Below are 11,969 nucleotides of genomic sequence, written 5' to 3' on the forward strand. Positions count from 1 at the left end.
GGTCCCGCTTGCGGCATTGAGGTGTATCAGTTTGATTGCACACACCAAGAATCATGCCCAAGTGGATAAAATGAAAAGACTTTTACCGATTGCAGTCGCCGCATTTCTTGCACATACCGCTGCGGCAGAAACGGTTACCTATCATTGCAAGATGACCAAACAGGACGCCCATGGCTGGATTGCGCCAGAGTATGCGTTCCGGATCGACCCCGCCGCATCTTCGGCGATGGCCGCCACTTCGTACCAGGATTGGGCCAAGGCAAAATTCAAAGACCGCGGCGCCAAGGGATATCGTATTATCTGGAATCTCGATCAGAAAATGGTTGCCGGCGGCAATGTCCGCGTTCGATATCAGGCGAACCTGAAAACAACCGACAATACGGTCGCCGTCCGCATGGCATTCGTTCAGGGAAATTTCGCGAACAAACCTTTCGGAGTCGGGACCTGTTCAACAGTCAAGTAAGAAAAAGCCCCGGATGAACCGGGGCTTTTTTTGTTCAGTAGATCCCAACCTCACTGCCGGGCTGTGCTGCCACCTTGAGCAGTTTGAACACGTAATCCGCAGCGGAACGGAAGCAGACCACGCGGAAGGTCTGTTCATCATCCATCCAAAAAGCACCAGCCACCTGCGCCAGACGCGTGCGGCGAATCTGGCCGGGCTGGAATGCATCCGCCGACAGATCGACGGGCGCGACCTTGCCCAGCACCTCTCTTGCGCTGGCACCAGAGACGCTGAAGACGGCGCGGGCATCCGAGACATTGACCGCCAAAGCATGGGTGCCGCTCAGGGCACCGACCATGTCGGCCAGTTTGGCTTCGACCTCGGCATAAGGCACCAGAACCAGCAACTCGTCGGTCGACATCCAAGCCACGCCGGTATCGCCGGTCACAAGCACCTCGCGCTGACCCGGCACTTTCTGACCGGTTGCATCCTTGACGGCCTTGGCCAGCACCTTGTCGGACAGGTTGCCGCGCAGGGTTATCATGCCTTGCAGGCCGCATTCCTGGACCTTGGCGATGCCGTCATAGCTGGCGTGGTTCAATGCGCTGATGGGTTCAGACATTCTGCTTCTCCCCGTCCTTGTCATAAAAGATCGGGTCCACGATCTTGGCTTTGTAGGTTTTACCGTCCGTGCCCGGGAACTCGACGATCTCGCCCATGCGGTCGGGGCCGTGTTTGATCAGCCCCATGGCGATCCCTTTGCCCAGATTGGCCGAGTAATATGTCGACGTCACACGGCCGATCATGTTGCGCTGACCGTTGGCATTGACGCCCTCGCCCACCGCGTAAGCTCCATCCGGCAGAACCGATCCGTCCACAGTCTCGAGACCGACCAGTTTCCAGCGCTCGGGATCCGCCATGTGGGTCCGCGAATGGGCGCGTTTGCCCAGATAATCCTCTTTCTTCTTAGACAGCGCCCAGTGCAGCCCCAGATCCTGCGGGATCACGGTGCCGTCGGTCTCGTCCCCGATCATGATAAAGCCCTTCTCGGCCCGCAGGATGTGCAGACATTCGGTTCCGTAAGGCATCACGCCGAACTCTTTGCCTGCCTCCATCAAGGCATCCCAGAACGCCTGACCCTGGCTGGCGGGAACGGCGATTTCATAAGACAGCTCGCCCGAGAAGGAAATGCGGTAGGCCCGGCAATCGAAGCCTCCGATCTTGCCATCGCGCCATTCCATGAAGGGCAGCGCCTCTTTGCTGACATCCATGCCGCCCAGCTTTTCAAGCACCTTGCGGGCATTGGGGCCGACCACGGCGACCTGCGCGTATTGCTCGGTCACGTTGGCGACATAGACTTTCCAGTCCCACCATTCGGTCTGAAGCCATTCTTCCATGTGACCATGGATACGCTCGGCCCCGCCGGTGGTGGTGTGGCACAGCCAGGTGTCTTCATCGATGCGGGCGACAACGCCGTCGTCGATCAGAAAGCCGTTTTCCGAACACATCAGGCCATAGCGGCATTTGCCGACCTTCAGCGTGGACATCATGTTGGTGTACAACATGTCCAGAAACTTGCCGGCATCCGGGCCTTTGACGATCAACTTGCCCAGCGTCGAGGCATCCAGCAGGCCGAGGTTCTCGCGGGTGTTTTTCACCTCGCGATTCACCGCGTCATGCACGGATTCGCCGGGGCGGACATAGGCATAGGTCCGGCGCCAGTGGCCGACCGGCTCCCAATCGGCGCCGTTCCTGTCGTGCCAGTTGTGCATCGGTGTCCGACGGATCGGCTGAAAGACCTCACCCCGTGCCTCACCACCGATCGCACCCATCGAGATGGGCGTATAGGGCGGGCGGAAAGTGGTTGTCCCAACCTTGGGAATTTCGGATTCCAGAGCATCAGCAAGGATCGCCAATCCGTTGATGTTGCTCAACTTACCCTGATCGGTCGCCATGCCCAGCGTGGTATAGCGCTTGGTGTGTTCGACGCTTTCATACCCTTCGCGCGCGGCCAGTTGGACGTCTGAAACCTTGACGTCGTTCTGGAAATCCAGCCAGGATTTCATACGCAATTGGACTTCTGCATTTGCCGGCATCAGCCAGACCGCTTCCATCGGCGCTTCGGCGGTTGTGTCCCCTGCGGGCGCCTTGGTGTTCTTGGGCTTGAAGCCAGCCGCCTTGGCGGCCGCCTTACCGGCCGCATGGGCGTCTGTCAGAACATCCTGCAACGCCAGAGGGCCGTTGGACGCGCCAGCAGCAACAACGAACCCTTTGCCGTCCACCCCCAGCGGCGGACGCTCGGGATCCGGCCGGAAATGCGCGTTCGCCTCATCCCAGATCAGCTTGCCCCCGCAATGGGACCACATGTGCACGACCGGAGACCAGCCGCCGGACATGGCGACTGCATCCGCCTCAACCTCTTCACGCGCGCCGCCGACGCCCTCTTGATTGCAGATGGCTACCTTTTTGACGCGCTTGCCGCCTTTGACCTTGGCAATGGCTTTGCCCGGATCGACGCGGATACCCAACTGGCGGGCTTCTTCCGCCAAAGGTCCGGCCGTTGCCCGGGCGTCAACAATGCGCAAAACATCCACACCTGCCTGTTTCAGGATAATCGCGGTACGATAGGCGTCGTCATTGTTGGTGGCGACGATGACACGTTCGCCCGGGGTAACCCCCCAGTTCACGACATAGTCGCGCATGGCCGATGCCAGCATCACGCCCGGAACATCGTTGCCAGCAAAGGACAATGGTCTTTCAATTGCACCCGTTGCCGTTACAATTTGCTTGGCGCGAATGCGCCACAAACGATGGCGCGGGCCCTGCACGCCCGGCGTGTGGTCCGTCAGACGTTCGTATCCCAGCACATAACCATGGTCATAAACACCCGCTCCCATGCAGCGCGTGCGCATGATGACGCTGTCCATTGTTTCGAGTTCGGAAACCAATTGTTCCACGAACTTATCCACAGGCTCACCATCCACGGTGCCGCCGTCAACCGGCGCGCGACCTCCCCAATGCGCGGTCTGCTCGATCAGCAGGACCTTAGCACCGGATTGTGCCGCCGCCTTGGCTGCCTGCAAACCAGCCACACCGCCGCCGATCACCAGAACATCGGTAAAGGCGTAGAAATGTTCATAAGTGTCGGCATCCCGGTTGTCTTTGTCGGGCGCCTTGCCCAATCCCGCCGACTGCCGGATGAACGGTTCGTAGACGTGTTTCCAGAAGGGTTTGGGGTGGATGAACGTCTTGTAGTAGAAGCCGGCCGGCAGAAACCGGGCAAAGGCCGTGTTCACCGCACCGATATCATATTCAAGGCTTGGCCAATGGTTCTGTGAAATCGCGGTCAAGCCGTTGAACACCTCGGTCGTCGTGGCGCGCTGGTTCGGCTCGAACCGGTTGCCCTGCCCCAGGCCGACAAGCGCGTTCGGCTCTTCCGCGCCGCTGGCGACAACGCCGCGGGGACGGTGGTATTTGAACGACCGGCCAACCATCATCTGGTCATTGGCCAACAGGGCCGAGGCAAGCGTATCCCCCTCATAGCCCTGCATCGAGGTTCCGTTGAAGGTGAATGTGACCTTTTTCGACCGGTCAATCAGCCGGCCTTGTTTTGCGAGACGGGTGCTCATTGTGCGGACCTTTCGCATGTGGAGGCGTCAAAGCCTCCGGCGGGAGTATTATTGAAAAAATGAAACATCAGGAGAACTCTCTCCACGTCCAGCCGGGCCGTTTGGCAGTGATGGCATCCTTGATGTCTTGCGGCGGTTCGGAGGTCTGAGCCGTGTAGGTTCCGAACACTTCGAGTGTCTGCGTGCAGCGCGCGGCGTGGAACCACTTGCCGCAACCATTGGCGTGCCGCCAGCGCTCGAAATGAACACCTTTCGGGTTTTCACGCATGAACAGATAGTCGTGGAATTCGTCATCGGACGAGCCCGGGCCGAAACGCTTCAGATGCGCTTCGCCACCGGCGGCCAGTTCGGATTCTTCGGCGTCTACGCCGCAATAGGGGCAGTTCAGGATTAGCATGTTGTCATCCTTTTGGCGGTCGGTCAGCGCGGGGGCCGACCCGAATTCTGTTTTCTGGCACCTTCGGGAATCTCCCTAGTGCGCCACCCCGGCGGCCACGCTTTCGTCTATGAAGCGGCCTTCTTTGAAGCGGTCCATCGAGAAGGCTTCGGTCAGCGGTGAATGGCCCGTCGCCATCAACTGCGCCATCCCCCAGCCCGAGCCCGGAATCGCCTTGAAACCACCGGTGCCCCAGCCGCCATTGATAAAGCAGCCCTGCAACGGTGTTTTCGACAGGATGGGCGAGCGGTCACCGGTCATGTCCACGATCCCGCCCCACTGGCGCAGCATTTTCAGGCGCGAAATCATCGGGAAGGTTTCGACCAGCGCCCGCACCGTTTCCTCGATATGATGGAACGACCCGCGCTGCGTGAAGTTGTTGAACCCGTCGGTCCCCCCGCCGATCACCATTTCGCCCTTGTCGGATTGCGACATGTAGCCGTGCACGGTGTTGGCCATCACGACCACATCCATGCAGGGTTTGATGGGCTCGGACACCAGCGCCTGCAACGCGACGGCTTCCAGCGGCAAGCGGAAGCCCGCCATCTCGGCCAACTGACCCGAATGGCCGGCGACGACGATGCCCAGCTTGTCACAATCAATGGCACCCTTGGTGGTATCGACCCCGACAACGCGCCCGTTGTCCGAGCGCACACCGGTGACTTCGCATTGCTGGATGATATCCATACCCATCGCCGAACAGGCACGCGCATAGCCCCACGCCACCGCATCATGGCGCGCAGTGCCCCCGCGTTCCTGCCAAAGGCCGCCCAGAACCGGATACCGGGGGCCATCCAGATTGATGATTGGCACCAGTTGCTTGACACGCTCAGGCGTAATCCATTCGGTTTTCACGCCCTGCAAAGCGTTGGCATGGGCCGTACGCTGATAGCCGCGGATCTCGTGCTGGGTCTGCGCCAGCATGATGACACCGCGCGGGCTGAACATGATGTTGTAGTTCAGTTCTTGGCTCAGGTCCTCGTAGAGGCTGCGCGCTTTCTCGTAGATCGCCGCCGACGGGTCTTGCAGATAGTTCGAACGGATGATCGTCGTGTTGCGACCGGTATTGCCGCCGCCCAGCCAGCCTTTTTCGATAACCGCGACATTCTGGATGCCATAGTTCTTGCCAAGGTAATACGCGGTCGCCAGACCATGACCGCCAGCACCAACGATGATGACGTCATAGCGCTTCTTGGGTTCGGGTGAGCGCCAGGCGCGCTCCCATCCGGTGTGATAGCGCAGAGCTTCCCGCGCCACAGCAAAGGCTGAATAGTGTTTCATGTGCGAATCCATCCGGTTCGGTGATTGGGCGCAGATATGCCGTGTGACGGCATTTTAACCCTGCCGTGCAACGCCGCAATATCGCACTATTGCGACATGTCGCTCATTCGCGGCCATTTGTCCCTTTTGTCGGACGCCTCACAGGTCTAAGTCAGAGCAGCATCCTCGGAGGGACCATGACGTTCTGGGTTCTGATTTTTCTTGTCGCGCTGCTGATCGCAGCTTTTCTCAGCTTTACCCTGCTGCGCAAACGCCGTGGGGATGAACCCGCGGCGGCATACGATCTGCGGGTTTATCGCGAACAGTTGGCCGGTGTGGACCGGGATCTGGCGCGCGGGGTCATTGGCGAGGCCGACGCCGAACGGGTGCGCACGGAAATTTCCCGTCGCATTCTGGCCGCAGATGATCAAATGAAGAAAGAGGGTGCCGGCGCCGGGCCATCTCGTGCGGTTTCGGTGTTGTCGATCCTGGCAATCTCGTTGCTTCTGATCGGTGGAGCGTTGGCGATGTATCATCGCACCGGGGCCGTGGGTTTGCCTGACATGCCGCTGACCGCACGGCTTGAACTGGCCAAGGAAGTGCGCGCCAACCGGCCATCCCAAAGCGCCGCGGAAGAACTGGCGACCCCACCTCGACCTGCGCAGCTGGAAGAAAGCTATGCCAACCTGCTGAAGCAGTTGCGGGAAACCGTTGCGAGCCGGCCGGACGATTTGCAGGGTCAGATGTTGCTGGCGCAACACGAGACGAATGCGGGCAACTTCAAGGATGGGTACACCGCGCAGCAAAAGGTGATCGAGCTGTCCGAAGACAGCGCCACGGCTGATACCTATGCGGACCTGGCTGAAATGATGATTCTGGCCGCAGGTGGGTATGTCTCACCCGAAGCGGAACAGGCGCTGATCGAAGCGCTGAACCGTGACCCCCGTCACGGCCCGGCGCGCTATTATTGGGGGCAGATGCTTGCCCAGATCGGGCGGCCGGACCTTGCCTATCGCATATGGGTCGAAACGTTGCAGGATTCCCCCGCAGGTGCGCCCTGGGCCGAAGCAATTCGGGCTCAGATCGATGAACTGGCCTTTAGGGCCGGCGTTTTCAATGCACCGGATCTGAGCACCGCACCCGGCCCCAGCCAGGAAGACATGGCCGCCGCCGCAGAGCTGAGCCCCGAAGAGCGGCAGCAGATGATTCAGGGCATGGTGGACCAGCTGTCTGATCGGCTGGCGGCAGAGGGCGGATCCCCCGAGGAATGGGCCCGCCTGATCGCCGCCTTGGGCGTTCTTGGCCAGGGTCAGCGCGCCATCGATATTCGCGATGAGGCCATGGAAGTCTTTGCCGGCAATTCAGAGGCGTTGCAGATCATCGATGCGGCGGCCCTTCAAGCCGGGATCGCTCAATGATCCATGACACTATCGAAGAATTTGCAGCCGCGCTGCAACCTATGAGTGCCCTGATGGGGCTGGACCTTGGGGAAAAGACAATCGGCGTCGCCGTGTCCGACCGGATGCGCGGTGTCGCCAGCCCGCTGGAAACGGTACGGCGCAAGAAATTCACGCTCGATTCCGCGCGCCTGATCGAAATTGTCACCGATCGCGAGATCGGGGGCATCTTGCTGGGCCTGCCCAAGAACATGGATGGCAGCGAAGGGCCAAGATGCCAGTCAACGCGGGCATTTGCGCGCAATTTGTCCCGCCTGACCGATCTGCCCATCGGGTTTTGGGACGAACGGCTCAGTACCGTTGCGGCAGAAAAAGCACTACTTGAGGCGGATACGACACGAAAACGTCGCGGACAGGTTATTGATCACGTTGCGGCCAGCTATATCTTGCAAGGCGCGCTGGACAGGCTGCGCTTTTTGTAACGGGTCGGAGACCAGTGATGACGAATATGGTTTGGAAAAGGAATGAGGTCGAAAGCCCTTGTGTCCAGATCTGTGTCGTTCACCCGACTGAACGCATCTGTACCGGCTGCTATCGCACGATTGACGAAATCACCCGTTGGTCCAAGATGGACAGCAGCGAACGCGCCGAAATCATGGAAGATCTACCAACCAGAAAGCCGCGCCTCAGCAAACGCCGAGGCGGGCGTGCAGCGCGCATAAACGGTTCCTGAAGTCAGCCAGCCTGCTTTGGGGACGTATCCCTGTGGTCATTGGATTCGTCGCGGGCCGACCTGTTTGTGTCTTGCCCGCGCAGCTCTGACTCGAACAGAGCTGCGATTTCGGATCTGCTTGTTTTTGCAGTCCCGTATTTTTTCGCTGCACGTCGGACACACTTCGTGCCGGTCTTGTCCGCCTTGAATACTGGCGTCTTGCGTGCCGCAAATCTTTCCATCAATAACCTAAGTGTCATCGCAAACTTCCCGCTTCCAATAACTGTGCCGCCGCGGGCCGAGTTCGAGCTCCTAAAAGGGGCCAGCTCATGAACGCATCTGTTCAACGTGAGTGGAGGCCCGCAGCGACACGGCGTAGGTAAGGGCGTTTCCGGTCAAATTTAGGGGGAAAACACGCGGTTTTTGGTCCGTGTTGACCTTAAGGTCAGAAATTCCACGGAAAAACCCACCAGTTCCCTTACGTCACAATTCTTGACCGGCACGGTATCAAGACCGGTTTCAAGACATGTGGTGCGTGTCGTTCCGCGAAATAAGCCAATCAGGTTTGGTCAATTCATGCTCAAGGGTGCTTTGTTCTGACCAGAGAACAAAGCACGCAAGCCGCCTGTTGGCAGCAAGATCACAAGATGCAGGTTGGCACGCAGAGCAGATCCTTACCCGGCAGCCAGCCAAGTTTTGGCGTTTTCGATTTCCTCGGACGGAAAGAACTGAGTCCGTGTGCCCAATACATGACTGGCGACACGTTGTGCCATGTGCTGCCAGCTTTTGTCCCCGACGATGGCCGCGCGATCCAGTTGTCCGATGTGGCGGCTGGCCAGACGAAAATGTGCTGCAAGAGCGGACAACCCCTGCCAGCCGTCGAATTCCCGCAGGTCGATCAGCAACCGAAATCCGGATCGATCATGCAACAAAGCGTCCAGGTCGCGTTCGGCTTGCTTGTACTCCTCGGGGTCCAGTTTTCCTAAAAGGCTGATCTGCACACATGGGCCCTCAAGATCGGTCACGTGAATGGATCCCAGCGACTCGCGCATCCAGCGCCGGGCGGCCTCAAGCTCGGCCAGTTCAAAGACCTGAACGGGGCATGGCAGGATCGGGGCGGCCAATCGGATGCTGGTTTGAACCCAGCCCTGATCGGCAACAACCGCGATCCGGTCAAACCCCCGCCAGTGGCTGAGCCCCAGCTTGGTGTCGGACCAGGCCGCGCCCAAATCATACCCCTTGAACTCGGGCTGCACGATGGCCAAAAGCCGAACGGAATCATGTTCGGTCAGCGCTGCTTCGATTGCAGGAACCAGGACATCGGCATAGTCGGCGCTGGTGACTTGCCCCGACAACTCCACTTCTATCAACGCACCATCAGAATTCGTATGGACCGTAATCATCGGTCAAAACCTCCAAAGCCAAACAATGACAGGAGGTTAAGTGGATTCGATCCATTCCGCCACACCCCCGGCGCATTCCGGGCGGAAATAGGCGATCATCCGTCCATCCGGCCCTGCGCTTGCCGTTTCCGCCCAGGGGGCAACCCCGTGCAGGCAGTGGCGGTGCAGCACGTAAGCCTCGCCCGGTTTTGCAGGCAATTCGATTCGCGGGCAGGTTTCGAAAACCTCGCGACGGACGGATTGGTAGATATCCGTAACATCGACTTCATGCAGGCGCTCTTGTGGCGTCCCCGCAAGGGCGCGCCTGAAAGCCGCACCCAGGATATGATGGCTGCCTTCCCACAACACCATGGGCGACGCATCCGGGCTGGCCTCGGTCAGCGGTATGCCCAAAACCCACGCATGCGGTTCATCCACCCGGCGGCGACGATCCGGCCCCATCGGGCGCAAACCGTCCACATGGGCCGCGTCCCGATTTCTGCGATACCGCGCGGCGGCTTCGTTTTCCCCCCGGCGCGGGCGTGGATACCCAGGATGCGTGACCGAGACTTGGCCTTTGTGAAGCGGCAACTGCCCGTAACGCCCTGCAATGAATGACATGGCGGTTCCGGCCAAAGGCCCCGATTGGCCAACCCTGCCCTGCGCGTCATTGGGCAACGCGTCAACACCGATGAACCACGTCCCGTCACAATCCAGCCAGTCAGCATGGGCCGGGTCCGTTACCGCGGCCCGTGCGGCAGGCAGCGCATGTCCCACCCAGGCCGCAAGCACTGGATCATACGGGAATTTCACCCACCCCCTGACGTCAAAATCCTTCACAAACCCACCGCCTTGCGCAGCATATTGAGCGCCACCAGCGTAAGGAACACTGCGAATACGCGCTTCAAGGGTTTCGGATCCATCGCATGGGCCAGCTTCACCCCCCAGGGCGCGGTGATCATCGTCATTGCCACGACGATACCGAAGGCCACCAGATTGACCGCCCCAATGGTCAGCGGAGGCCGGTGTTCCGGTGCGATATCCAGAAACAAAAACCCGATGACCGAGGGCACGGCGATAATCACACCAAACCCGGCGGCGGTTGCGACGGCACGATGGATCGGCGTGTTGTGGAGGCTCATCAGCGGCACACCAAAACTGCCGCCGCCGATTCCCATCAGAACCGAAAGAAACCCGACCGCAGGAGACAGGATGGCCCGCTTTATTCCACCGGGCATGACATCACCCAGCCGCCATTCCGAACGACCCAGCCCCAGATAGGCCCCGATCACCATTCCCAATATGCCGAACAGCGCCTGCAAGGCTTCGGTCCGCAGGGCCGAGGCAACCAGAACTCCGATGATCGCACCGACGACGATCCCCGGCCCCCAACCGCGCAGAATACCCCAATCCACCGCACCCTTTTTATTGTGCGCCAAAACGGATCGGACCGATGTCACGATGATCGTGGCCAGCGACGTGGCCAGACACAGCTGCATCAACTGCGGGCCGCCATAGCCAAGAGTTTGAAACGCATAGAAAAAGGCAGGCACCAAGACGATTCCACCGCCGACCCCCAGCAATCCGGCAAGCACGCCGGCCAGAGCTCCGATCGCAAGCAAAAGGCCCAGCATCTGGGCCAGCAACATCGTCTCGGGCATAGTTCCCCCTGCCGCTTAAACTTCTGCCATGGGCGCCACATGATCCAGCGCCCGCAGCATCACCTCGGGTCCGGCCCCATCCTGCACAGCCCCTTCCGACAAGGCGCGCCGCCATGCGCGGGCTCCGGGACGACCTGCGAAAAGGCCCAACATATGACGCGTGATCTGGTGCAGACGCCCGCCATTGGCAAGGTGCCGTTCCACATAAGGTACCATATGTTGAACGATCGCGAACGGATCACGCGTCGTTCCGGTACCAAAGATGCGTCGGTCAGCATCCGACAGGACATCGCCCGGCTGATGATACGCGGCCCGGCCGATCATCACCCCATCCAGACCGGCTTCCAGATGTGCGGCTGCCTCGTCCAGCGTGTTGATGCCGCCATTGATCGATATGTGAAGATTCGAAAACTCATCCTTCATCCGATGCACAAGGTCATAGTTCAAAGGTGGGATATCCCGGTTTTCCTTGGGGCTCAGCCCTTGCAGCCATGCCTTGCGGGCATGGATTGTCACCCTTTGGCAACCTGCCGCGCTGATGTGCTCAAGAAACGCGGGCAATACATCTTCGGGCTCCTGATCATCGACTCCGATGCGGCATTTAACGGTGACATCCACATTCACCGCTTCGCGCATGGCAGTCACGCAGTCGGCAACGCGGGCCGGGTCTTTCATCAAGACCGCGCCAAAAGTGCCGGATTGCACCCGATCCGACGGACAGCCGCAGTTCAGATTGATCTCATCATACCCGGCCTCAGCCCCCAGTCTCGCGGCCTGCGCCAGTTCTTCCGGGTCGGAGCCGCCGAGTTGCAAAGCAACCGGGTGTTCCTCGGGAGAGTAGTCCAACAGATGCAACGCCCCGCCCCGCACGAGCGCCGGCGCCGTCACCATCTCGGTATACAGCAACGTTTCCGCGCTGAGGAGCCGATGAAAATAGCGGCAGTGGCGGTCTGTCCAATCCATCATGGGTGCTACTGATAATTTAGCGTTATATTTCAGCGGCTTAGACACCCTTAGAACCTCAAGATTTGACCAAATTTGCACACATAT

General features: G+C 59.7%; 12 protein-coding genes. 4 read left to right on the top strand and 8 right to left on the bottom strand.

Annotated elements, in window-relative coordinates; all coding sequences use genetic code 11:
• Positions 1–70 precede the first annotated feature (70 nt).
• The gene (locus ACR0FB_RS06070; protein ID WP_171723012.1) at positions 71–463 is read left to right on the top strand and encodes a hypothetical protein; all 393 of its coding nucleotides are present in this window, start codon (positions 71–73) and stop codon (positions 461–463) included.
• A gap of 34 nt (positions 464–497) precedes the next feature.
• Here the strand turns inward: ACR0FB_RS06070 and ACR0FB_RS06075 are convergent, their stop codons facing one another.
• The 4 genes from ACR0FB_RS06075 to ACR0FB_RS06090 all read right to left on the bottom strand — a co-directional run bounded on the left by ACR0FB_RS06075 (position 498) and on the right by ACR0FB_RS06090 (position 5,788).
• Positions 498–1,064, bottom strand: coding sequence for a sarcosine oxidase subunit gamma (locus ACR0FB_RS06075; RefSeq protein ID WP_480619722.1), 567 nt, complete (start codon positions 1,062–1,064; stop codon positions 498–500).
• A complete protein-coding gene (locus tag ACR0FB_RS06080; RefSeq protein ID WP_480619723.1) occupies positions 1,057–4,071 on the bottom strand; it encodes a sarcosine oxidase subunit alpha family protein in 3,015 nt (1,004 codons plus the stop codon). The genes ACR0FB_RS06075 and ACR0FB_RS06080 overlap by 8 nt, the downstream gene beginning before the upstream one ends.
• A gap of 67 nt (positions 4,072–4,138) precedes the next feature.
• Entirely contained in the window at positions 4,139–4,468 is a 330-nt protein-coding gene (locus ACR0FB_RS06085; protein ID WP_171631333.1) for a sarcosine oxidase subunit delta, read from the bottom strand.
• Between the two features lie 75 nt (positions 4,469–4,543).
• The gene (locus ACR0FB_RS06090; RefSeq protein ID WP_171723009.1) at positions 4,544–5,788 is read right to left on the bottom strand and encodes a sarcosine oxidase subunit beta family protein; all 1,245 of its coding nucleotides are present in this window, start codon (positions 5,786–5,788) and stop codon (positions 4,544–4,546) included.
• 176 nt (positions 5,789–5,964) lie between these two features.
• Between ACR0FB_RS06090 and ccmI the strand changes: the two genes are divergently transcribed.
• Genes ccmI through ACR0FB_RS06105 form a run of 3 tightly spaced genes read left to right on the top strand, consistent with a single transcriptional unit; the run spans position 5,965 to position 7,897 of the window.
• A complete protein-coding gene (ccmI, locus tag ACR0FB_RS06095) occupies positions 5,965–7,185 on the top strand; it encodes a c-type cytochrome biogenesis protein CcmI (protein WP_480619725.1) in 1,221 nt (406 codons plus the stop codon).
• A complete protein-coding gene (gene ruvX, locus ACR0FB_RS06100) occupies positions 7,182–7,646 on the top strand; it encodes a Holliday junction resolvase RuvX (RefSeq protein ID WP_210092543.1) in 465 nt (154 codons plus the stop codon). Before ccmI ends, ruvX begins: the two co-directional genes overlap by 4 nt.
• A 17-nt stretch (positions 7,647–7,663) precedes the next feature.
• On the top strand, positions 7,664–7,897 hold the full coding sequence (locus ACR0FB_RS06105) for a DUF1289 domain-containing protein (protein ID WP_152458393.1): 234 nt from the start codon (positions 7,664–7,666) through the stop codon (positions 7,895–7,897).
• Between the two features lie 653 nt (positions 7,898–8,550).
• On the opposite strand, the gene ACR0FB_RS06110 is transcribed toward ACR0FB_RS06105, so the two are convergent.
• The 4 genes from ACR0FB_RS06110 to dusA are packed head-to-tail and all read right to left on the bottom strand — an operon-like array spanning position 8,551 to position 11,930.
• The gene (locus ACR0FB_RS06110; protein ID WP_171631323.1) at positions 8,551–9,279 is read right to left on the bottom strand and encodes a SpoIIAA family protein; all 729 of its coding nucleotides are present in this window, start codon (positions 9,277–9,279) and stop codon (positions 8,551–8,553) included.
• A gap of 36 nt (positions 9,280–9,315) precedes the next feature.
• Positions 9,316–10,098, bottom strand: coding sequence for a hypothetical protein (locus ACR0FB_RS06115; RefSeq protein WP_210092545.1), 783 nt, complete (start codon positions 10,096–10,098; stop codon positions 9,316–9,318).
• On the bottom strand, positions 10,095–10,919 hold the full coding sequence (locus ACR0FB_RS06120; RefSeq protein ID WP_480619727.1) for a sulfite exporter TauE/SafE family protein: 825 nt from the start codon (positions 10,917–10,919) through the stop codon (positions 10,095–10,097). Before ACR0FB_RS06120 ends, ACR0FB_RS06115 begins: the two co-directional genes overlap by 4 nt.
• 15 nt (positions 10,920–10,934) lie before the next feature.
• On the bottom strand, positions 10,935–11,930 hold the full coding sequence (gene dusA / locus ACR0FB_RS06125; protein ID WP_480619729.1) for a tRNA dihydrouridine(20/20a) synthase DusA: 996 nt from the start codon (positions 11,928–11,930) through the stop codon (positions 10,935–10,937).
• Positions 11,931–11,969: the final 39 nt, after the last annotated feature.

This window comes from Ruegeria sp. P10 (assembly GCF_056534925.1).

Excerpts from the sequence above, each read along its gene's own strand:
- ACR0FB_RS06080 (WP_480619723.1), bottom strand. The coding sequence starts at position 4,071 with ATGAGCACCCGTCTCGCAAAACAAGGCCGGCTGATTGACCGGTCGAAA.
- ACR0FB_RS06085 (WP_171631333.1), bottom strand. The coding sequence starts at position 4,468 with ATGCTAATCCTGAACTGCCCCTATTGCGGCGTAGACGCCGAAGAATCC.
- ACR0FB_RS06070 (WP_171723012.1), top strand. The coding sequence starts at position 71 with ATGAAAAGACTTTTACCGATTGCAGTCGCCGCATTTCTTGCACATACC.
- ruvX (WP_210092543.1), top strand. The coding sequence starts at position 7,182 with ATGATCCATGACACTATCGAAGAATTTGCAGCCGCGCTGCAACCTATG.
- ccmI (WP_480619725.1), top strand. The coding sequence starts at position 5,965 with ATGACGTTCTGGGTTCTGATTTTTCTTGTCGCGCTGCTGATCGCAGCT.
- ACR0FB_RS06110 (WP_171631323.1), bottom strand. The coding sequence starts at position 9,279 with ATGATTACGGTCCATACGAATTCTGATGGTGCGTTGATAGAAGTGGAG.
- ACR0FB_RS06075 (WP_480619722.1), bottom strand. The coding sequence starts at position 1,064 with ATGTCTGAACCCATCAGCGCATTGAACCACGCCAGCTATGACGGCATC.
- ACR0FB_RS06105 (WP_152458393.1), top strand. The coding sequence starts at position 7,664 with ATGACGAATATGGTTTGGAAAAGGAATGAGGTCGAAAGCCCTTGTGTC.
- ACR0FB_RS06120 (WP_480619727.1), bottom strand. The coding sequence starts at position 10,919 with ATGCCCGAGACGATGTTGCTGGCCCAGATGCTGGGCCTTTTGCTTGCG.
- ACR0FB_RS06090 (WP_171723009.1), bottom strand. The coding sequence starts at position 5,788 with ATGAAACACTATTCAGCCTTTGCTGTGGCGCGGGAAGCTCTGCGCTAT.